The sequence below is a fragment of the Oceanobacillus aidingensis genome, assembly GCF_042654105.1.
Taxonomy (GTDB): domain Bacteria; phylum Bacillota; class Bacilli; order Bacillales; family Amphibacillaceae; genus Oceanobacillus; species Oceanobacillus oncorhynchi.
Map to the genome: position 1 here is coordinate 104079 of NZ_JBHSFT010000046.1, position 22702 is coordinate 126780.

General features: G+C 39.9%; 20 protein-coding genes. 19 read left to right on the forward strand and 1 reads right to left on the reverse strand.

Translation table 11 applies throughout. The annotated features are described in order from the left end of the window. The first annotated feature begins 79 nt into the window (after positions 1-79). From ACFO3P_RS17655 to ACFO3P_RS17665, 3 genes are all read left to right on the forward strand, one after another. Positions 80-610 (forward strand): YceD family protein, encoded by a 531-nt coding sequence (locus ACFO3P_RS17655; protein WP_042535211.1) that lies wholly within the window; start codon positions 80-82, stop codon positions 608-610. Positions 611-656: 46 nt separating this feature from the next. Beyond that, positions 657-830: a 50S ribosomal protein L32 gene (rpmF, locus tag ACFO3P_RS17660; RefSeq protein ID WP_042535209.1), complete on the forward strand. Its 174-nt coding sequence runs from the start codon at positions 657-659 to the stop codon at positions 828-830. A gap of 161 nt (positions 831-991) precedes the next feature. Then, positions 992-1453, forward strand: a complete 462-nt coding sequence (locus ACFO3P_RS17665; RefSeq protein ID WP_042535207.1) for an RsfA family transcriptional regulator — start codon at positions 992-994, stop codon at positions 1451-1453. A gap of 60 nt (positions 1454-1513) precedes the next feature. On the opposite strand, the gene ACFO3P_RS17670 is transcribed toward ACFO3P_RS17665, so the two are convergent. Next, positions 1514-1996, reverse strand: a complete 483-nt coding sequence (locus ACFO3P_RS17670; RefSeq protein WP_042535205.1) for an N-acetyltransferase — start codon at positions 1994-1996, stop codon at positions 1514-1516. A gap of 329 nt (positions 1997-2325) precedes the next feature. Between ACFO3P_RS17670 and ACFO3P_RS17675 the strand changes: the two genes are divergently transcribed. The 16 genes from ACFO3P_RS17675 to ACFO3P_RS17750 form a co-directional block, all read left to right on the forward strand. Beyond that, positions 2326-2706 carry a DUF3397 domain-containing protein gene (locus ACFO3P_RS17675; protein WP_193063310.1) on the forward strand — a complete coding sequence of 127 codons (381 nt, stop codon included), beginning with the start codon at positions 2326-2328 and terminating at the stop codon, positions 2704-2706. 283 nt (positions 2707-2989) lie between these two features. Then, complete coding sequence (bshC, locus tag ACFO3P_RS17680) at positions 2990-4618, forward strand: bacillithiol biosynthesis cysteine-adding enzyme BshC (RefSeq protein ID WP_042535201.1); 1629 nt, start codon at positions 2990-2992, stop codon at positions 4616-4618. Positions 4619-4813: 195 nt separating this feature from the next. Further along, a complete protein-coding gene (gene mraZ, locus ACFO3P_RS17685; protein WP_042535199.1) occupies positions 4814-5245 on the forward strand; it encodes a division/cell wall cluster transcriptional repressor MraZ in 432 nt (143 codons plus the stop codon). A gap of 41 nt (positions 5246-5286) precedes the next feature. After that, a complete protein-coding gene (rsmH, locus tag ACFO3P_RS17690; RefSeq protein ID WP_289584942.1) occupies positions 5287-6264 on the forward strand; it encodes a 16S rRNA (cytosine(1402)-N(4))-methyltransferase RsmH in 978 nt (325 codons plus the stop codon). Then, positions 6264-6638, forward strand: coding sequence for a cell division protein FtsL (ftsL, locus tag ACFO3P_RS17695; RefSeq protein ID WP_042535197.1), 375 nt, complete (start codon positions 6264-6266; stop codon positions 6636-6638). Before rsmH ends, ftsL begins: the two co-directional genes overlap by 1 nt. 17 nt (positions 6639-6655) lie before the next feature. Further along, complete coding sequence (locus tag ACFO3P_RS17700; protein ID WP_289584871.1) at positions 6656-8929, forward strand: penicillin-binding protein; 2274 nt, start codon at positions 6656-6658, stop codon at positions 8927-8929. 192 nt (positions 8930-9121) lie between these two features. Further along, complete coding sequence (locus ACFO3P_RS17705) at positions 9122-11056, forward strand: stage V sporulation protein D (RefSeq protein WP_042535193.1); 1935 nt, start codon at positions 9122-9124, stop codon at positions 11054-11056. 152 nt (positions 11057-11208) lie between these two features. Then, complete coding sequence (locus ACFO3P_RS17710) at positions 11209-12690, forward strand: UDP-N-acetylmuramoyl-L-alanyl-D-glutamate--2,6-diaminopimelate ligase (protein WP_193063314.1); 1482 nt, start codon at positions 11209-11211, stop codon at positions 12688-12690. Positions 12691-12693: 3 nt separating this feature from the next. Then, positions 12694-14049, forward strand: coding sequence for a UDP-N-acetylmuramoyl-tripeptide--D-alanyl-D-alanine ligase (locus tag ACFO3P_RS17715; protein ID WP_042535190.1), 1356 nt, complete (start codon positions 12694-12696; stop codon positions 14047-14049). 157 nt (positions 14050-14206) lie between these two features. Continuing rightward, a complete protein-coding gene (gene mraY / locus ACFO3P_RS17720; protein WP_042535188.1) occupies positions 14207-15190 on the forward strand; it encodes a phospho-N-acetylmuramoyl-pentapeptide-transferase in 984 nt (327 codons plus the stop codon). Next, positions 15190-16539, forward strand: coding sequence for a UDP-N-acetylmuramoyl-L-alanine--D-glutamate ligase (gene murD, locus ACFO3P_RS17725; RefSeq protein ID WP_042535187.1), 1350 nt, complete (start codon positions 15190-15192; stop codon positions 16537-16539). The genes mraY and murD overlap by 1 nt, the downstream gene beginning before the upstream one ends. Positions 16540-16670: 131 nt before the next feature. Then, positions 16671-17795 (forward strand): stage V sporulation protein E, encoded by a 1125-nt coding sequence (spoVE, locus tag ACFO3P_RS17730; protein ID WP_256706326.1) that lies wholly within the window; start codon positions 16671-16673, stop codon positions 17793-17795. Between the two features lie 223 nt (positions 17796-18018). Then, positions 18019-18855 carry a cell division protein FtsQ/DivIB gene (locus ACFO3P_RS17735; RefSeq protein WP_042535183.1) on the forward strand — a complete coding sequence of 279 codons (837 nt, stop codon included), beginning with the start codon at positions 18019-18021 and terminating at the stop codon, positions 18853-18855. Between the two features lie 198 nt (positions 18856-19053). Beyond that, complete coding sequence (gene ftsA / locus ACFO3P_RS17740; RefSeq protein ID WP_042535180.1) at positions 19054-20337, forward strand: cell division protein FtsA; 1284 nt, start codon at positions 19054-19056, stop codon at positions 20335-20337. A gap of 65 nt (positions 20338-20402) precedes the next feature. Then, positions 20403-21557 carry a cell division protein FtsZ gene (gene ftsZ / locus ACFO3P_RS17745; protein WP_042535178.1) on the forward strand — a complete coding sequence of 385 codons (1155 nt, stop codon included), beginning with the start codon at positions 20403-20405 and terminating at the stop codon, positions 21555-21557. 359 nt (positions 21558-21916) lie between these two features. Beyond that, the coding region (locus ACFO3P_RS17750) for an RNA-guided endonuclease TnpB family protein (protein ID WP_379542568.1) at positions 21917-22702 on the forward strand (786 nt) is incomplete at its 3' end.

A 22702-nucleotide genomic window follows, 5' to 3' on the forward strand; every position in this document is an offset into this window, starting at 1 on the left:
ACCTGTGGTGTAAAGAAAATATATTGACAAACGAAGCATTTTCTTTTATCATTTATCTTGTTGCCTAGAGGTGATTTTAATGAAATTGACTGTTAATCAGATTAGAAAAGGTTCCGTAAATGAGCCATATTTCTTTGATAGCCAAGCCGATGTGTCAGAACTGGAAACGATGAGTAATGATATACGAAAAATACCTCCAGTACATGTGACCGGACAAGTAACTGTGCATGGTGAAGAATTCTATGTGAATTTTCATGTGACCGGAGAAATGACACTCCCGTGCGCACGTACATTGGTGGATGTTCCTTATCCATTTGAAATAGATGCAAATGAGGTCTTCTCTGCATCTGCTTATTATGGAAGAGAGGAAGAAGAACAAGAAATTCATCCTATTCAGGGAGAAGTTCTTGACTTAACACCATATATCAAGGAAAATATATTATTGGAAATTCCATTCCGCGTTTTTGCTGAAAACGCTGATTCGGATGAAGCAGCTCCTTCCAGCGGGAAGGACTGGGAATTTGTATCTGAGACAAAGGAAGAGAAGCCCATCGATCCAAGATTGAAAAAATTGGAATCTCTCCTTAATAATAACCAGAAAGAAAAATAAGAATCTGATTCAAGTTTTACTTTCATTTTTGAAGGAGGTGTAAGTCATGGCAGTACCTAAAAGAAGAACTTCCAAAAAAGTAAAGAACCAACGTCGTACGCATAAAAAACTACATGTACCTGGTATGGTAGAATGCTCCAACTGTGGCGAATTAACGAAACCTCACCATGTTTGCAAAGCATGTGGAAATTATGATGGAAAAGAAGTTATCAGCAACTAATTTTAATTAACGAAAACAGATCACACTGCGTGGTCTGTTTTTTTCGTTTTCCTCCACGTATATATTTTTTTAAGAGCTTTCTGGATATTTTTAATATAAAACGATTCTAGCATACCTATTTTTTGCATACATTGATAGCAAACCCTAATAGGAGGTATGTTATGAACGATACAAGGCAGGACGCGTGGACAGAAGAAGAGGACAGATTGTTAGCAGATACCGTACTTCAATGTATTCAGGAAGGGAGAACCCAATTAGAAGCTTTTAAGGAAGTTGCTGAAAAGCTATCCAGAACATCTGCAGCATGCGGATTCCGCTGGAATGCGAAAATAAGAAAGCAATGCCAGGACCAGGTGCAGGCTGCAAAGGACAAAAGAAAAGCAGGGTTAAAGCAGCGAATTGCCTATCCGGCTATCGAAACCTCATCGATTCAATCTATTGATGCTGCTATTCAGCTGCTAGAAAAAATGAGGACAGATATTCCGCAGCAGGATGATTTTGTGAAGCGGGAAGAAGTAGATAAAATCTTAAAGGAAAACAAAGAGTTAAAAAAGCAGATGGAGAAATATGAAATGGTGTGGGGAAAAATAAATCAACTTATTCATACGGTCTCCAATCCATAAGAACCCCAGATAAAGGGGACGCCTTCATTTAATCTTATATGATGCAAAAAAGCACGAAGCTTATTGCTTCGTGTCTTTTTCTTCAACGCCCTCAGGCAGCCAGAGCAGTGGATTTTCTCCTAAATCGCGTTCCATTTCATAATGTGGTTTGATGAAATCCATCTTTTCCCAAAATCCATGCGAATTAATACGTGGGCTTGTTTTAATAGGAAGGTTAAAGCTTTTTGCAAAATCTACAAGCGCTTTTCCATAGCCTTTTCCTTGATAATCGGGAAGCACTTCTAATTTCCAAAGTGTCAAATAATCCTGAGAAGGCTTAAAGTAAAAATCATACTTCCTGCTCACTTCATAAAGACTCATTCTGGCTACTAAATTATCCCCGATATAAATTCCATAAAAAGGAGACTTACTATTATTCTCGATAATCTTATTCTCTAAATCTTCCATCATGGTCAATTCCTGGTTTCCATATTCACGAAAACGCTTAAATTTTTCTAGTGTTTTAAAATTAATCAGTAAATTTTCTATCTTTATATTTCCCATGTTAACCCCTCCTGAATAATTATCCTGTTATCAAAGATGAATGTAGATTTCCTTCTCTGTCTAAATTATAATACATAGGAGACAAATTTAAAATTATTTCTGTTATATTTATATTAGAAAACTTTTGCATTCATTAAAAGGAAGACTTGAAAGCGGGCTTAGTTTTCTAAAAATCGCTTCTGTTCAGAAGTGCATTTATAGGCGGACAGACGCCGGGGTTATGCAGTGGATGCCGATGCTGGTGCATTATGTCAAAATAAACTTGCATACATCAAAGCGGTCATCTTAACTTGATAGAAATAAATTGTTTAAAAGCAGGGAGGAAAAGGATGAGAGATTATATATATTATACAATAGCTCTTTTTATTGCATTCCCATTCATCATTACTTTTTTAGCATATGGGATAACGAAGCTCCGGAAACAACATACATGGAAAGCCGTACATAATGCTGTCCAGTGGTCAGCGATCTTTTTTATCTTAGGTGTAGGTGTCTTGCTGCAGCTTTTGTTTGATCGAAGCTTTTTTGGCTGGATAATCCTGCTGTTTCTGATAAGTTTGACGGGAATATTGATTCATCAATATCAGAAGCAAAGTGATATAGAGATTTCAAAAGCAATTAAAATTGTTTGGAGAAGTGCATTTTTATTATTCTCTTCTGCTTATCTTGTTTTAAGTCTTGTCTATATTATCAAAGAAGTATTATCTTAAAATGCGGCAGTAAGAATATAGGTAACCAGTTAAGGGCGCAGAGCCTGGAAGAAAAGCTGTCTCTACAAGCTTTTTTTGCTTTCCGGAGAATGCTGCGCCAGCCCTGCCAAGATACGGGGAGTGAAAAGCTCTCGTTGAATAGAGATTCTCTTTCTCATTTGAGATAAAATAAACTTCTTCTGAAAAAAGTTTATTCGTTTCCCCGGAAGCAGATTAGTTTGATTCTTGCTGTTTTTTCTGTACAATACGGAATGTATTCAAATCGATATAAGGGGAAAATGATATGCAGATAAATTCGTTAACTTTGCCTGCTGCCAACAGGTTAGTAGCTGATTATAAAAAAGAAGCAGAAAATATAACACAGTTGTTTGATTACCATCCATATAATGATTTTCATAAACGATTACAAGATGTAGCTGAAAAAGATTTTGACCGGCATGGGCTGACGAATGTATTACATACATTAAACAAAGAATGGGGAGCGCCGGAAGAAACACTTAAACAAATTGAACGTTTAAACGATAAACAGAGCACCGTTGTTATCGGCGGACAGCAAGCGGGCCTTTTGACAGGACCTAGTTATACAATCAATAAAATTATTTCTATTCTTGAACTGGCGAAACAGCAGGAAAAACTATTGGAAGCACCAGTTGTCCCGGTTTTTTGGATTGCTGGTGAAGATCATGATTTTGAGGAAATCAATCATATTTATTGTCCGAAAGACGATGGAGATTTTCATAAGCTAAAGCTGCGGACTAAAAATATAGATGCGGGGAGAAAGGCTGTTTCGGAATTAGAAATGGATAAGAAAGAACTCTCCAAATGGGTGGAAGCTGTATTTGAAGCTTTGCCTGAGACAGCATATACAAGAGACATCTACACAGTGATTCAGGAAATACAACAAAAAGCTTCTAATTACATTGATTTTTTTGCTCGTCTTATTTTTGCACTATTTCCAAATCAAGGGATTGTATTAGTGGATTCTGGCAACGCAGCATTTCGTAAACTGGAATCAGAGTGTTTTGTGGAATTAATTCAGAATCAATCTCAAATCAGCGGTTCCGTAGTCAAGACGCTGAAAACGTTAGAAAAGCATCAATATCCGCTTGCTATTGAAGCAGATACATCAGATGGGAATATATTTTACCATGATGATATACAAGGAAGAATTTTGTTAAACGTAGACGAGAGTGGAAACTGGGTCGGTAAGCAGCAGGAGATTTCCTTCAATGTGGAGGAGCTCAAGGATATTGCCAGAAATACACCGTGGAAACTAAGCAATAACGTGGTAACAAGACCAATTATGCAAGAGTATATGTTTCCTACGCTGGCTTTTATAGCCGGTCCTGGGGAGATAGCTTATTGGGCTGGATTAAAGGCGGGTTTTCATGTAATGAACCTGCAAATGCCACCAGTTGTGCCAAGGCTTTCCCTGACTTTTTTAGACGCAGCTACGAAAAAATTAGTCACAAAATATCAGCTGACGGTGAAAGATGTTATCTTAAATGGCGTTCAAGCAACGGTGAAAGATTACATGGAGAGAAATGGTCAGCGGGAAATTGATCAAATAACAGAAGACGTGGCGGAGAAAATTAAAGAAGCGCACCAGCCAATCCGGGAGATGGCTTCTGAAATGGGTGACGATATTCAGGCGCTGAGCAAAAAGAATTTAGCTTACTTATTAGAGGATATTCAATTTATGAACAAGCGGTTCCATAAGGAATTTGAAAAGAAGCATGCTAAAGTTTTATGTGAATTTAATCAGCTGGAGCAAGTGCTTCATCCGCATGGAGGCTTGCAGGAGCGCGTTTGGAATCCGTTATTCTTATGGAACCATTATGGTACAGAATTTATTTCACAGCTGACTGCCTTTTCATTTGATATGGAACAAGGGCATTGGGTGGTTGAATAAAATCCCCCACAACTCTCCCCCACAACTATATAGTTGGAAGAAAAACTGTCTATCTATTGATACGGCAGTTTTTTTCATGTCTTAAAAAGAGATATAAAACACAATGGAAAAGAGAAATAAAATATTTTTGAAGAAATAGTGGAGCATAGTGGGGGGATGTGGTATTATGAATTTACGAAAGTAGGGGGCGTCTATATGTTCATGGGAGAATTCCTGCATAGCATTGATACAAAAGGACGAATCATTGTCCCTTCCAAGTTCAGAGAAGAATTAGGGACAAGTTTTGTATTAACGCGTGGACTCGATAAATGTTTATTCGCATACCCTAAGCAAGAATGGGAAATTTTAGAAGGAAAGTTAAAGCAACTCCCACTGACTAAAAAGGATGCCCGGGCTTTTACACGTTTCTTTTTCTCTGGTGCTGTGGAATGCGAAGTGGATAAACAGGGAAGAATAAATATTCCTGCGAATCTTCGGACCTACGCTAATTTGGAGAAGGATTGCAATGTGATTGGTGTTTCCAATCGTGTGGAGCTTTGGGCGAGCGATCATTGGAATACGTATGTGGAAGAATCTGAAGAATCGTTTGCCGAGATTGCTGAGAACCTAATGGATTTTGATATTTAATTAGAACACGCATTATAAGGATAAAAAAGTTGGTGGCTAAAATGTTTGAGCATTACAGTGTTTTAAAAGAAGAAACAATAAAAGGATTAAAAATAAAGCCGGATGGTACTTATGTAGACTGTACGGTTGGAGGCGGCGGTCATTCCTTAGAAATTGCCTCAAGATTGAATGAAAACGGCAGGCTTTTTGCTTTTGATCAAGATATTCAGGCATTAGAAGCTGCCCGGGAACGCTTACGTATACATCAAGAAAAAATTACATTTATACACTCTAATTTTCAAGGGCTGGAAAAAAGTCTGTCAGAGCTCGGGGTGGTACAAGCTGATGGAATTCTTTTTGATTTAGGGGTTTCTTCCCCGCAATTAGATCAGGCAGACAGAGGTTTCAGCTATCATCAGGATGCAAAATTAGATATGCGTATGAACCAATCTCAGGTTCTCACTGCATATCAAGTGGTAAATGAATGGACCTATGAACAATTGGTATCTATCTTTTTTCGATACGGTGAGGAGAAATTTTCCAAAGGGATTGCCCGTAAAATTGAAAAAGCAAGAGAGGAAAAACCGATTGAAACGACCGGAGAGCTGGTAGATATTATTAAAGACGCGATACCTGCACCCGCCAGAAGAAAAGGCGGTCATCCGGCAAAACGTATTTTCCAGGCGATAAGAATCGCTGTAAATGATGAGCTGGAAGTGTTTAACCAGGCACTTCATCAGGCTGCGGAATTGACAGGTGTAAATGGAAGAATTGCAGTCATCACATTCCATTCATTAGAGGATCGTCTTTGTAAGCAGGCTTTTAAAACATGGAGTACAGATAAACCTGTACCCAGGAACCTTCCTATTGTCCCGGAAACACACCAGGCTCCATTTAAATTAATAACCAGAAAACCAATAATAGCTCATACGGATGAGCTGGATGAAAATAGACGATCGCGTTCGGCCAAGCTGCGGATTGTCGAAAAAATAAATGAATGGAATAATGATTTCCGTTATGAAGAAGGGTGGAAAAAGTAATGAGTGAAAATCAGGCTAGAAAGTGGCAAGTAAATCCCCAATATAATCCCCAAGAAGAAACGAAAACGATAGTCAAAAAGGTAAAGAAAACACCTTGGATCAGTAAAGGCGAAAAAGTGATTTATTCGGTTACCAGTGCTGCGATTTTAGTATTTGGAATCGGAATGGTCTCCTACGCTTCTGGGACAGATAGCTTAAATCGGGAAGTACAGCAATTAGAAAACTCCATAAATCAGCAAAAAATCGTAAATGAAAACTTAAATTTTGAGAGAGAGGAACTGTCGCGTCCAGAGAGAATCACAGAGATTGCAGAGAAAAACGGTTTAAAAATCCAAAATTCGGAAGTGAAACAAGCAGAAACAGTTAACAACTAGCAAGGGGTTTCTTGAACATGAAAAAAAATAAGACGGCAAATGTCATGGCTAGCATTTATATGCTAGTTTTCGTTGCTTTATTCCTTGTGCTTGCAGGCAGGTTTATGTATATACAGGCAACGGGTGAAGTTAGCGGCGTTGCATTGGATGAATGGGCAGAAAACCAGCGGACAACCTCCTATAAGATGAATGCAGAGCGTGGGCAAATCATGGATAAGAATGGCATGGTATTAGCTTATGACCGTCCGGCGTATCGGATGTACGCCATCTTAGATGAAGGATACTCAGAAAATTCACCGGAAGCCCTGCACGTTTCAGACACGGAGGAAACAGCGGAAGAATTGGCATCTATTTTAGATGAGGATGAAAGTGAAATAAAAGGGATACTGGATGAAGCGGTAGAGGCGGAGAGATTTCAGGTTGAATTTGGTCAGCTGGGACGTCAGCTGTCTCAACAAGAAAAAGAAGCCATTGAAGAAGCAGAAATTCCAGGTATCTACTTTGACGAAGAGCCGATGCGGTATTATCCAAATGGTATGTTTGCTTCACATATTATTGGTTTTGCCCGCGAAGTGGAAGAAGAAACCGAGGATGGCATTGAACACAGCATCACCGGTGTAACTGGAATGGAAAATGTCATGAATGAGGTCCTTGGAGGAAAGGATGGATTTATTTCCTATCAGCGTGACCGTTTTAACAGCAAACTATTGGATCCTGATGAAATTATTCAAGAGCCGGAGGATGGGGATCAGGTTTATTTAACCATTGATCAAAAAATCCAAACCTTGCTGGAGGATTTAATGACACAGGTAGATGAACAATATAATCCTGTGAAAATGAATGCAATTATTATGGATCCAAAAACGGGTGAGATTATGGCGATGAGTACACGGCCAAGTTTTAACCCAAATAGCCCTGAAAATGTAGAGAACTGGTATAATGATCCGATTTCTTCTCCATTTGAGCCGGGATCAACATTTAAAATATTTACTTGGGCAGCAGCGATTGAAGAAGGTGTCTATAATGGAGAAGATACATTTGAATCGGGAACGTATCAGCCCAATGAAAGAATTGAGGAAATCAGAGATCATAATCAAGGAGAAGGATGGGGGACGATTTCCTACGATGAAGGCTTTATGCGTTCTTCCAACGTAGCAGCTTCTAAATTGCTTTGGGAAGATATTGGCGCAGATGAATTCTATGAATATATCCAGGCGTTCGGTTTTGAAGAAACTACCGGAATTGACCTTCCTGATGAATCTGTCGGCCGGATACAATATAATTGGCCATCAGAGAAGTTAAGAACGGCTTTTGGTCAAGGGACAACTGTTACCCCGATACAGCAGATGAGAGCTGCTTCAGCCATCGCAAATGACGGACAAATGGTAAAGCCGTATGTAGTGGATAAAATTGTTGATTCTACGACAAACAATGTACTGGAAGAAACCGAAGCAGAATACACCGGTCAGCCAATTTCACCGGAAACTGCGGAAGAAATGAAAGAATTGCTTGCTTCTGTAGTGAATGATGAGGATGGAACCGGCGCCCCATATAAATTAGATGATTATGTGGTTGGAGGCAAAACTGGAACCGCACAAATGCCGGACCCTGAAGGCGGCGGCTATTTAACTGGAAAAGAAAATCATGTGTTTTCCTTTTTAGGGATGGCTCCAATGGATGATCCTCAGTTAATGGTTTATGTATCTATTCAGCAGCCGGAATTGGAGGATACAGAATCAGGTTCCGCCCCGCTTGCGTTTATCTTTAATAATGTAGTTGAAAATAGTCTTCATTATTTAGATGTAGAGCCCGAAGAAGATGAATCTAACAAGATTCAAGAGGTGGAATTCCCTGAAGTAGCAGAGCACTCTGCAGAAAGTGTTCAGTCTGAATTAGAGGAACAAGGAGTCCAGCCAATTCTGATTGGCGAGGGAGAAACCATTGTTGCCAGTAATGTGGAAGCAGGAGAGAGAATACTGCCAAATGAAAAAGTTCTGTTGCTTACAGATGAACCAACAATGCCTGATATAACAGGATGGTCGTTAAGAGAAGTGATGAGCTTTGCTGATCTGCTGAATCTGCAGACAGAAAGATTCGGTAATGGTTATGTCACTTCACAGGGTATCGAAGTTGGAAAACCGATTCAGGAAGGTGACTATTTAGGTTTTGAATTAGAAGTTCCTTCCGGAGAATCATCTGATGAAAATGATGATGATAATGCAGGTGAAGAGGAAACAGAAGAAGGAAATAACAACGACGAAGCAGGGAACGAAGAAACTGAAGAGGAATAGAGAGAAGGCTTGCTGAAAAAAGGATTACTTTTTCAGCAAGCCTTTTTTTACGACAGTCATACTATAAGCCTAAGTTTAGGAGAATCTGTTCTCAATAGAAATACATGAGGGACAAGTAGAAAAGATAGCTTGTTCTATTCCATTTTTTACATTCATATAGTGGATACAAAGCAGGTTGAAAGGAGTTCTTTCATGAAACGCGCATCCACCATTATCATAAAAAAACGAATGATTACTGTTTTTTTATTTGCGATTTTAATTTTTCTGGTTATTATTGCAAGATTAGCCTATGTTCAACTGGTATTAAGTGATGATTTATCTGACAGTGCCAATGATTTATGGACAAGAGATATCACTTTTGCTGCAGAAAGAGGGTATATCCTTGATTCGGAGGGAGAAATCCTTGCAGAGAATGTAACTGCTCCTACGGTATTACTGATGCCGCGGCAAATTAAAGAACCAGAAAATACAGCGAAGCTTCTGGGGGAGGTCCTTGACGTGCCAGAGGACAGAATGCTGGAATTAGTTACACAGAATTCATCCAGTGTGATGGTGCGCCCTGAAGGTATTAAAATAAATAATGAGCAGGAACAGGCGATTCGAGAACTGGATTTGGATGGTGTTTATTTAGCGAAGGATTCCAAGCGTCACTATCCAAATAACAGTGCTTTATCACATGTGCTCGGATTTACAGGGATTGATAATCAGGGGTTAATGGGACTTGAATTGTACTATGATGATAAATTAAAAGGAGAAAATGGGAGGCTGTCATTTTATTCCGATGCCAAAGGTGGAAGATTAGAGCAGCTGGCAGACGAATATACATCTCCAAAAGATGGTTTGAATTTAAAAACAACGATTAATAACAAAGTAACCACCATTATGGAAAGAGAGTTAGACCAGATTGTAGCGGAATATAATCCGGATGGGGCGATGGCCATTGCAGTTGACCCTAAAACAGGCGGTGTGCTGGGGATGTCCAGCCGTCCCAATTTTGATCCGGAAAATTATCAGGACGTGGATGCATCTATATTTGGCAGGAATTTGCCTATTTGGAGCACCTATGAGCCAGGGTCAACCTTTAAAATCATTACGTTAGCTGCTGCTTTAGAAGAGGGAGTCGTTGATTTAGAAAAAGATCGTTTCTACGATGATGGCGATATTAAAGTCGGCGGAGCAACGATTCATTGCTGGAAACGCGGTGGGCATGGAGATCAGTCGTATCTTGAGGTTGTTCAGAATTCCTGTAACCCGGGATTTGTTAATTTAGGACAAATGCTTGGTACGGAAAAGCTTTTTTCTTATATTGATGCTTTTGGTTTTGGGAGGAAGACAGGGATTGATTTGCAGGGAGAAGGAAACGGAATCCTATTTAAACCAGAAAATGTCGGTCCTGTGGAGCTGGCAACCACATCCTTTGGACAGGGTGTTTCGGTAACGCCGATTCAGCAGGTGATGGCTGTTGCAGCAACGGTAAACGGCGGTTATTTATACGAACCGATGATTGCGAAAGAATGGGTGGACCCTGTGACCGGAGAAGCGGTTGAAACCTATGAGCCGCAGTTAAAGGAACAGGTTATCTCCCAGGAGACCTCCGAAACGATTCGAGAAACCTTAGAGACAGTAGTTGCTCAGGGAACAGGAAGACCTGCTTATGTCGATGGATATCGTGTCGGCGGGAAAACGGGGACCGCTCAAAAGGTAGGACCGAACGGCGGCTATTTAGAAAATAACTATATTGTATCCTTTATTGGCTTTGCACCGGCGGACGATCCGGAAATTGTTGTTTATCTTGCTGTCGATAATCCAAAGGATACGATTCAATTCGGCGGTGTTGTTGCTGCGCCAGTTGTCGGAACGATTATTGGTGACAGCCTGCGGGCGATGAATGTAGAACCGCGGACAGATGGATTAGAAAAAGAATATGCCTGGCCGGATCAGCCTAAAATTGAAGTACCGGATTTTATAGGTGAAAGTACAGATAAACTGGCGGAATATCCGTTAGATCTTTCCATTGAAGTAAACGGTGAAGGGGATGAAATCATTGATCAATCCCCAAGTGCGGGAACAATGCTGGAATCTGGAAGTACGATTCGATTAATATTAGGTCATAAAAATAATCGTTAAATCGTTAAAAATTTGCTATAATAGATTCTGTTGTAAGAGGATGTTTAACAAGTCCAGCAAAAATGTGAACAGAACATTCATGACAACCCTCTTAAACGATAGTTTTTTCGAGAATACATTAAAAGGAAAAGAACAGAAATAGGGTGTAAAAAATGAGACTAAAAGAATTATTGGATGGAATCGAATTCTATCAAACATCAGAATCTATTAAAGATATAAATATTGTCAATGTAGAAATGGACTCCAGAAAAGTAGAGCCGGGGAGCTTATTTGTCTGTATTGAAGGCTATACTGTGGACGGTCATAATTTTCTGCAGCAAGCGATAGACAAAGGTGCTGCGGCTGCAGTTATTTCCAGGGACGTAAACGTCAGCGGTGATATTCCACTTATCCGGGTCAGAGACACGGGACGTGCCTTGGCGATGCTGTCAGCCGCATACTATGATTATCCAACAACGAAATTTCCGCTGATTGGGGTTACCGGCACAAATGGTAAAACAACCACGACCTATTTATTAGATACTATTTTTGAAAAACAGGGTAAGAAATCGGGTGTCATTGGCAGCATCCAAGTGAAAATTGGCGATGAAACATTTCCAGTAAATAATACGACACCTGATGCATTAGAGTTAAATCGCATCTTTCATCAAATGCAAAAAAAAGAAACAGACCAGGTTATTATGGAGGTTTCTTCGCATGCTTTAGACATGGGAAGAGTTTTTGGCTGTGATTATGACATTGGTATTTTTACAAATCTGTCGCAGGATCATCTCGATTATCATAAAGATATGGATGATTATTTGCGGGCGAAGAGTCTTCTCTTTGCCGGTTTAGGGAATGACTATCATCAAGGGAAGAAAAAATATGCAATTATCAACGAGGATGATGCTTCAAGCGACTTATTAAAACGAAGTACAGCGCAGCAGGTATTAACTTACAGCTGCAAGCAGGATGCGGATATAATGGCAAAAAATATTATGCTTTCTCCTGCCGGTGTGGCATTTAACCTTGTGACTCCAATAGGCACAGTCCATATTAAAACTGGTTTAATCGGCATGTTCAATGTGTATAATATGCTTGCGGCGAGCGGCGCTGCTATCGCATCGAAGGTGGATTTAGATGTGATTAAAGAAGCCCTGGAGAATACAAAAGGGGTAGATGGCCGGTTTGAACCAATTAATGAAGGTCAAGATTTTTCTGTCATTGTTGATTTTGCGCATACACCGGATTCATTAGAAAATGTGCTTCAAACGAGCAAGGAATTTGCAGAGCGTAAAGTGTATGTAGTTGTGGGCTGCGGTGGGGACCGCGACCGTACTAAACGGCCGTTAATGGCGGATGTTGCTGTTAAGTATGCAGACCATGCGCTGTTCACATCCGATAATCCGCGTACAGAAGACCCGGTGCAAATCCTTGATGATATGACAAGTCATTTAACGGAAGAGGAAGCAACCTTTGAAGTAATTGTGGACCGGACAGAAGCCATTAAGCATGCGGTGAAGCTTGCTCAAAAGGATGATATTATTTTGATTGCGGGCAAGGGACATGAAACCTATCAAATCATCGGCAAGAAAAAATTTGATTTCGACGATCGTCAAATTGCCCGGGAAGCAATTAAAGAGAAAGGGGAGTAAAAGATGTTATTTACTGCATCACAATTAATGAAATTATTCCCCCGGCATCAAGGGAACGTCTCCGCTGATTTAGAAATTCATGAAGTAGTCCATGATAGCCGGGTGAATACAAACCACGGGCTCTATGTACCAATTGCTGGTGAACGGTTTGATGGACATCAATTTATTGGCGGAGCAGTGGAGAACGGGGCAGCAGCAGCCTTTTGGCAGAAAGAAAAGCCGCTTCCGTCAAATCTTCCTGACTCTCTGCTGATATTATTTGTAGAGGACACTGTAAAAGCATTACAGGAGCTGGCTGTTGCGTATCGGAAGGACGTCAACCCGACTGTTATTGGGATTACCGGATCAAATGGGAAAACAACGACGAAGGACCTGACTAATGCTGTCATGCAGACAACGTTTAAAACCCATGCTACAAAGGGGAATTTCAATAATCATATCGGGCTCCCATTGACGATTTTATCGATGGACCGGAAAACAGAAGTGCTGATTCTTGAAATGGGGATGAACCATTTTGGAGAAATCGAGATGTTGAGTAAGATCGGGGAGCCGAATCAGGCGATTATTACCAATATTGATGGGCAGCATATTGAAAATTTAGGCTCTAAAGAAGGAATAGCCAAAGCCAAATTAGAAATTGTGTCGGGTATCAAGCCAGAGGGTACATTGGTTATTGATGGGGACGAACCGCTGTTAACAGATGCAGCTGTGCCTGTAGCTAAAACACGGGTCGGCTTCAGTGAAGACAATGATGTAGTGGTTCGCAATATCACCGTAGAGGAAGAAACGACAACCTTTGATGCAGGAGAGAAAACTTACCAGATCCCGCTCTTAGGAAAGCATCACGCAAAAAATGCCGCTTATGTTATTCAACTGGCATCCGGGATGGGAATAGCTCCTGAAACAATCCAGAAAGCGTTCGGACAATTAGAAATGACGAAAATGCGCTTTGAAAAGCATACAGGCAAAAATGGTATTACGATTATTAATGATGCTTATAATGCTTCTCCTGCATCTATGAAAGCATCGATTCAAGTAGTCGAAGAAATGAAAGGCTATCAGCATAAAATACTTGTATTAGGTGATATTTTAGAGCTTGGTGATTATGCAGAAGAATTTCATCGCGGAATTGCAGATGTTATTCATTCTGATATTACAGCAGTGTATACGTATGGTAATCATTCGCATTACATACATGACGAATTAAAAAAGAAAGGTACGGAGCTGATTGCTGTCCACTTGCAGGATAAGCAGGAGCTGGTGAATCAGATTGAACAATATCTGAAACCGGAAAACCTTATTTTGCTGAAAGCATCAAGAGGAATGAAATTTGAAACATTTTTAGAACAATTACGTTAAGGCATCTTATAGGTATTGTTTACATCATCAGGAAACAGAATCAGTGCGGTGGATTTGAGGATTAGAGAAGTTTCAGCAAATGCTCATAAGAATTGCACTGATTCTGGCATGCTTTGTTAACAATTCTATAAATGGTTACAAATGAGGTGGAGAGAAAATGAATATTACAGGTTTATTAATTACAATCGCAGTAGCGTTTCTTATAACAGTTCTTCTATCTCCAATTTTTATCCCTTTTTTAAGACGATTAAAGTTTGGACAGAGTATTAGAGAAGAAGGCCCTGAGTCTCATCAGAAGAAATCAGGAACACCGACAATGGGCGGAGTTATGATTGTATTCAGTATTGTGATTACATCCCTGATTATGGGAATGAGAATGGACACAGGGATCGGCTATGAGCTGTGGCTGTTACTTTTTGTGTTATTTGGCTATGGCTTACTAGGGTTTTTAGATGATTATATTAAAGTAGTAATGAAACGAAATCTAGGCTTAACTTCAAAGCAGAAGCTATTTGGACAAATTATTATTGCACTTGTATTTTATTTTGTTTTGCGCGGGCAGGAAGACTTCTCGTCAGCAATTGCCATTCCGGGAACAACGGTTGAATTTGATATTGGCTGGTTCTATGCAATTCTTATTATTGTAATGCTTGTAGGAGCCTCCAATGCTGTTAATTTAACGGATGGCTTAGATGGTTTATTAGCTGGTACTGCAGCGATTGCTTTCGGTGCTTTTGCCATTATTGCCTGGTATGGCGTGCCAAATGATATGGTAACCGTCTTTGCTTTAGCAGTTGTCGGCGCTCTGTTAGGATTTTTAGTGTTTAACGCGCACCCTGCCAAGGTGTTCATGGGAGATACAGGATCATTGGCGTTAGGGGGAGCAATTGCTGCCATTGCGATACTTCTGAAGCTGGAGATTTTATTAGTAATTATCGGCGGTGTGTTTGTTATTGAAACCTTATCTGTTATTATTCAGGTTATTTCCTTTAAAACGACAGGAAAACGTATTTTCAAAATGAGCCCGCTGCATCACCACTATGAGCTGGTAGGATGGTCAGAATGGAGAGTCGTTACCACATTCTGGTCTGTCGGCCTGCTATTTGCGATTCTTGCTATTTATATTGAGGTGGGTATCTAATGAACACATGGAAACAATTTCCCGAAAAAGTGCTTGTCTTAGGATTGGCCCGAAGCGGTACAGCTGCTGCGAATGTTTTGTTGGAGAGCGGCAAGGATGTAACGGTGAATGATGCGGCAGCATCCTATGAAGATGTACCTGTTTTGGCGCTTCAGGAAAAAGGAGCCCGTCTTGTGCTCGGCTCTCATCCGCTAAGTGTTTTAGAAGGGATAGAGATGGTTGTTAAAAACCCGGGTATCCGTTATGATCATCCGGTTGTTGCAGAAGCACAGAAACGCAGTATTCCGGTAATTACAGAGGTGGAATTGGTAGCTTATATAACCGAACAGCCGATTATCGGAATTACTGGTTCCAATGGAAAAACAACCACAACAACGTTAGTTACGGAAATGCTGGAAAAAAGTGATTGTAAGGTAAAGCTTGCCGGGAACATTGGAATTGCTGCAACGGAAGTGGCCCAAACGATGCAAGCAGATGAAAAGGTGGTAATGGAACTATCCTCCTTTCAGCTGCAGGGAATAAATACATTTCGTCCATCGACAGCAGTCCTTTTAAACATTTATGAAGCGCATTTGGATTATCACGGCGATTTAGAAAGCTATGTCAGAGCTAAATGTAATATATTTAAAAACCAGCATGCCGATGATTATCTGGTATATAATGCTGATGATCCGACACTTGAAGAAAAAGTGAAGGGTACAAAAGCAAAAAATATAGCCTTTTCGGCAACAAAAAATCTGTATCATACAGGCGCTTGGGCAGATGATACGCATGTATACTTTTTCGATGAAGCAATTATTCCTTTAGAGGATATTGTCTTGGTCGGGAAGCATAACTTAGAGAATATCCTGGCAGCTGTTGCAGCAGCAAAATTAAATGGAGCAACTAATGAAGGCATACAGCATGTCTTAAAAACTTTTTCCGGTGTCAAGCATCGTTTAGAGTTTGTCGGGCTGCTGCATGGCCGCTATGTTTACAATGATTCGAAAGCAACAAATATCCTAGCTACGCAAAAAGCATTAGATTCCTTTAAAAAGGATATTGTCCTTCTTGCAGGCGGCTTAGATCGCGGGAATGAATTTGATGAGCTGATTCCACATTTGCATCATGTTAAAGCAATGGTTGTATTTGGAGAGACGGCACCGAAACTAGAGCGAGTTGGAAAAGAAGCCGGTATCCAGGTGATTGAGCACGCAGCCGGCGTAGATGATGCAGCTAAAACCGGTTTTTCATTAGCAGATGAAGGTGATATCCTATTGCTTTCTCCCGCATGTGCGAGCTGGGATCAGTACAAAACATTTGAAGAAAGAGGAGACATATTTGTTCAAGCAGTTCATACAATGAAGTAAGGGGCTTGAACAAATACTAATCCTAAACAGCAAACCATATTCGGACAAGCCGAGAATGATACAGCATATTTAAAATGCCCCTATTTCCAAAGTTTATCTCATGGAAAGAAGGGGTATTTTTGTCTAAGTTCATTCAAAATCAAAATAAAGTAGACAGAGTATTATTTGGAATAATCATTCTCCTTTTATGTATCGGTATGCTGATGGTTTACAGCTCATCCTATATTTGGTCGGAGTATAAGTTCAATGATGCATTTTATTACTTAAAAAGACAGCTTTTATTTGCCGGCATCGGGTTTATCGGAATGGTTGTTATCTCTTACTTTCCTTATTATATATGGAAAAAGTATGCAAAGATTTTATTATTTTCTTGCTTTGTTCTGCTTCTCCTTGTGCTTATTCCGGGAATCGGCATGGTGCGCGGAGGAGCACAGAGCTGGATTGGCATCGGTGCATTCAGTATTCAGCCCTCTGAATTTATGAAGCTGGGTTTAATTATTTTTCTGGCATCTATATTATCTGATCATCAAAAATATATTACCTCGTTTAAAAAAGGGTTTTTCCCGTGCCTTCTATTGATTTTTACGGCATTTGGTCTGATTATGCTTCAGCCAGATTTAGGAACTGGAATGGTGCTGGTCTTAACATGCATGATTCTGCTTTTTGTGGCAGGTGCAAAGCTTTCTCATTTTTTTGGACTGGCCGGCATTGGAATTATTGGGTTTATCGGATTGATTGCTTCTGCACCTTACCGGATTAATCGGATTCTGGCTTTCTTAAACCCATGGGAGGATCCGCTAGGACATGGATTTCAAATTATTCAATCTCTTTATGCTATCGGTCCCGGGGGACTGATGGGACTGGGGCTGGGCAACAGCCTGCAAAAATATTTTTATCTGCCGGAGCCGCAGACAGATTTTATTTTTTCAATCATTGGTGAGGAATTAGGTTTAATTGGAGGTTGTACAACTATTTTATTGTTTTTTCTGCTATTATGGAGAGGGATTAAAATTGCTATTGAAGCTCCGGATTTATTTAGCAGGCTGTTAGCGCTGGGAATCGCAAGTATGTTAGCATTACAGGCGATGATTAATATTAGTGTAGTCATCGGATTGATTCCGGTAACGGGAATTACCCTGCCTTTTCTCAGCTACGGCGGTTCATCACTAACGTTAACACTTTGTGCGGCCGGGATTCTTCTAAGTATCAGCAGGCACGCCAAAAGTATGGAAAAAAGTACGAAGCCGATTATTTAAAATAGCAGCGAAGAACATTTATATAAAACGTAAATCCCGTCCATGGAAGAAGTAAGAAAACTTCTGCGGACGGGTTATCCGTGATAAAAAAGAAAAAACTTCAGAAACAATAGAAGTCAATGACGTGTAGCACCATAATTTATGATATAATTTTTGTAAATACTAGGGAGTAAACTGATACAGTTATATTCCCTGAAAATAATGGATAAAGGAAGAAATGGAGATGAGTGATAAAAATATCGTTTCGATTGAGGATCGAATTCCAAAATTGAAGCAAGCTAGGAAGAAAAAAGCAAACAGACGATTAATATTTTATCTATCTATATTTTTCTTTCTCATTGCTATCATTGTTTACTTGCAATCTCCATGGAGTGAAATACGCACGATTGAAGTAAACGGCAATGTATTCTTAACGGATGAGTATATAATAGATGAGTCAGGGGTAACAGAAGGAACAAATATCTGGTCCATGAATGGATCATCTGTTGCAGCCGGGATGGAAGAAAATCCCGTCATTGAACATGCATCTATTAATCGGAGTTTTCCCAGCACCGTTGTGATTGAGGTAGAAGAACAGCCTGTCCTTGGCTATGTTCAGGACGAAAGGGAATTTTACCCGGTTCTTGCAGACGGTCAAGTCATCCAGCAAAATGCACAAAACTCTATCAGCAATGCTCCATTAATAACAGGCTTTAATGAAGCGCAATTAACAGAATTGGCAACAGCCATGGATAATGTTCGCCCAAGTATTTTTAATATGATTTCTGAGATTGAACGAAAAGATTCAGATGAAGAAGAGGATACGCTGCAGGTTAGATTGTATATGAGTGATGGGTTTCTGGTAGAAGGCATTGCAGATCAAATGTTGGACAGATTGGATTACTATCCTTCTATTGTGTCACAGCTTGACGAAGAGGATAGTGGTATCATTCATATAGGTGTCGGCATTTATTTCGAATCTTTTCAAAAAGATGAAATGGAAGAAGTAGATATCGAAGATGAAATTGAAGAACTCAATGAGGAAATTAATGAAGAAAATGAAGAAACAGGAAATGAATAATTTGCAGAATGAAGTCATATATCATCCTTTTTAAACGAATGGTATAATGTCGATTTTTATAGAAATAGATTACTTGAAAAAAATAAGCATAAAATATGTTTATTTTTTATTCATTTTCTTTTAGAATTAAAGACTATACAAAGGATAACGTGGCAGTAAAAATATCGTCAGCATATTTTTACGGGGAGGTGCTCTTTTTTGAACAACAGTGAGATATTAGTTAGTCTTGACATTGGGACAAACACGATAAAAGTAATTATTGGAGAAGTACAACAAGACTCTTTAAATATTATTGGAGTAGGTACTGCAGCGTCAAACGGAATGAAGAAGGGTGCTATAATTGATATTGATCAGACTGTTCATTCTATCAGGAATGCAGTAGAACAAGCAGAACGAATGGTAGGGATGGAAATTCACCGCGTAGTAGTGGGGATAAACGGATCCCATATCCAGCTTCAGCCTTGTCATGGCGTTGTCGCTGTACAAAGTGAGAATCGGGAAATAAATGATGAAGATGTAACGAGAGTAATTGACGGAGCTCAAGTGATTTCTATTCCGCCGGAGCGGGAAATCATCGATGTGATTCCGAAGCAATTTATTGTGGATGGATTAGATGAAATTACGGATCCGAGAGGGATGATTGGTGTCCGTCTGGAGATGGAAGGAACGATTATCACCTGCTCAAAAACGATTTTGCATAATATCTTAAAATGTGTGGAACGGGCTAATTTGGAAGTATCTGATATTTGTCTTCAGCCGCTTGCTGCCGGAACAGTTGCTTTATCAAAGGATGAGATGAATATGGGCTCTGCCCTGATTGATATCGGAGGAGGCTGTACAACGGTATCTGTATTTGAAAATGATCATTTGGCTGCGACAAGTGTTATTAATTTAGGCGGAGACAATATAACGAAAGATTTATCCGTCGGCCTGCGTATTTCTACAGAAGAAGCAGAGCAGATCAAACTAAATTATGGCTATGCATTTTACAACGATGCTTCTGAAGATGAGACATTTGAAGTCACAACAATCGGAAGCAATCAAAAACAGGTATTTAATCAACTTCAATTAGCTGATATGATAGAAGCTAGATTAGAAGAAATATACACTTATATTGATAGGGAAATTCGGAAAATGGGCTTTCAGGAGCTGCCTGGCGGTTTCGTATTGACAGGAGGCACCACGGCTATGCCGGGGAGCTTGGAATTAGCGCAAGACTTGTTTTATTCTCATGTACGTGTAGCTGTCCCGGATTATATTGGTGTCAGGGAAGCACAGTTTACTTCAGGTGTCGGTATTTTACAATTTGCTTATCGTAATGCGAAAATACAAGGGAAAGAATTATATCCTGCTGTAGCAATAGATGGGGAAGCGGAGCAGCAGCCAGTGAAGCAATCCAGACCTGCAGGCGAGAAGAAAAAGAAACAAGGCAAGAAAAAAGAATCAGGATTTGCTAACCTATTCAAATATTTCTTTGATTAATTTCTTTTAACAGAAGTTGAAACGAGGAATTGTTCGTAATTAGTAGACTAGGAGGAAACCATAATATGTTAGATTTTGATACAAACATGGAAGAATTAGCAACGATAAAAGTTATTGGAGTTGGCGGCGGCGGTAACAATGCTGTTAACCGTATGATTGAGCATGGCGTAGAAGGTGTCGAATTTATCGCAGTAAACACAGATTCTCAAGCTTTAAATCTTTCGATGGCTGAATCCAAGATACAAATCGGCGGGAAATTAACCCGTGGTCTTGGAGCCGGCGCTAACCCGGAAGTAGGGAAAAAAGCAGCAGAAGAAAGTAAAGAGCAGTTAGAAGAAGTGTTAAAAGGTGCTGATATGGTTTTTGTTACTGCTGGAATGGGCGGCGGTACAGGAACTGGAGCAGCTCCGGTCATTGCACAGGTAGCTAAAGATTTAGGAGCGCTGACAGTTGGTGTTGTTACTCGTCCGTTTTCTTTTGAAGGCAGAAGAAGATCAACACAGGCGATTTCCGGTATCGATACGCTGAAAGGAAGCGTGGATACACTAATTGTTATTCCAAACGATCGACTGCTTGAAATTGTAGATAAAAATACACCGATGCTGGAAGCCTTCCGTGAAGCGGATAATGTGCTTCGTCAAGGTGTACAAGGCATATCCGATTTAATTGCGAAGCCAGGTCTTATTAACGTTGACTTCGCTGACGTGAAAACGATTATGTATGATAAAGGTTCTGCTTTAATGGGTATTGGTATCGCAACTGGCGAAACAAGAGCAACAGAAGCTGCTAAAAAAGCAATTTCTTCCCCGCTGCTGGAGACTTCTATCGATGGAGCGCATGGTATTTTAATGAATATCACAGGCGGTACAAACCTGAGCTTGTATGAAGTGCAGGAAGCAGCTGACTTAGTTACTTCTGCAGCGGACCAAGAAGTAAATGTTATCTTTGGTTCTGTAATTAATGAGAACCTTAATGATGAAATTGTTGTAACTGTCATTGCTACCGGTTTTGATGAAAATGCTCAGCCAAAAGCAGATACGCGTCAAAAACAACAGCGTCCAAATATAGGACAAACCCAGCAGGCTGCTACACAGCAAACAAATGAATCAACTCCTGTCAGGGAAAGAGAAACATCCAATCCATCACCTTCTAAGCCTCGTCCCGAGGAAGATGAGTTAGATATCCCGACTTTCTTGAGAAACCGTAATCGTAATCGATAAAACGAAAAAATACTGTGCTAAGAGAACTCTTTTAGCACAGTATTTTTTTGTTTGAAAATAAGAAAAAAGCATATAAAGACTCGGAGGCAGCTGCAGCGGACATCTGCTCGGCGAGAATACCAGTATTTTAAAGACCAAGTGTTTATCTTACAGGAAAGAAAGTAAAGTTTCCTTGCCCCTCTTTTTTATCAAAAAAAGGAGAGAAAACTCCCTCTTCAAGCGCGTAGAGGTAAGGGGGAGATGAATCTCCTATGCACAAAAGATTGCTTTGGAGTGTCTCAACTGTTCAATATTGAATCGAACAAACGTTCCGAAATCATTCTTCTTCTGATATAATAGACAGGAGGAGGTAAGAAGCCATGAAAGTAAAAAAAGCATTTCGTTTTCGTATCTATCCTAACAAAAAACAAATCACCTTCATTCATAAGACAATCGGCTGCTCCCGCTTTGTCTACAACTATTTTACAGGAAAACAAAAAGAAAAAGACCACTATTGGCATACGGTGAATGAAATGGTACAAAACGGACAGCTTCTTCAAAATAATTGGAAGGGCGAATTTTTCAATAAAAATAAAGCAATCAAAGCGGTTCCAGAATTGAAGAAAAACTATCCCTTCCTCAAAGAAGTCGATAGCATTGCCCTTCAAAAAGCGGTGGAAAATGTGAATGATTCCTATACGCGCTATTATAAGAAGCAGAATAAGGCACCTCGTTTTAAATCAAAAAAGAATTCTGTTCAATCGTATACCACGAAACATGTCAATGGAAATATTGCTGTGTTGGATAAACATATCAAACTGCCTAAGCTCGGATTGGTTCGTTTTGCCAAAAGTCGGGAAGTGGAAGGACGTATTATCAATGCAACGATCCGACACAATCCTTCAGGCAAGTACTTTGTTTCGATTGTAGCGGAAACGGAAGTTGAATACGATGAAAAGACAGGTTCCTCTGTAGGCATTGATGTCGGATTAACGGATTTTGCAACCCTTTCTGATGGAACAGTGTATGAAAATCCAAGGTTCTTCCAGACATTAGAAGAAAAATTGGCAAAAGCGCAAGTGATTCTGTCCAGAAGACAAACAGACTCAGCAAATTGGCAGAAACAAAAACGAAAAGTAGCTCGGCTTCACGAAAAAATTGCTAAT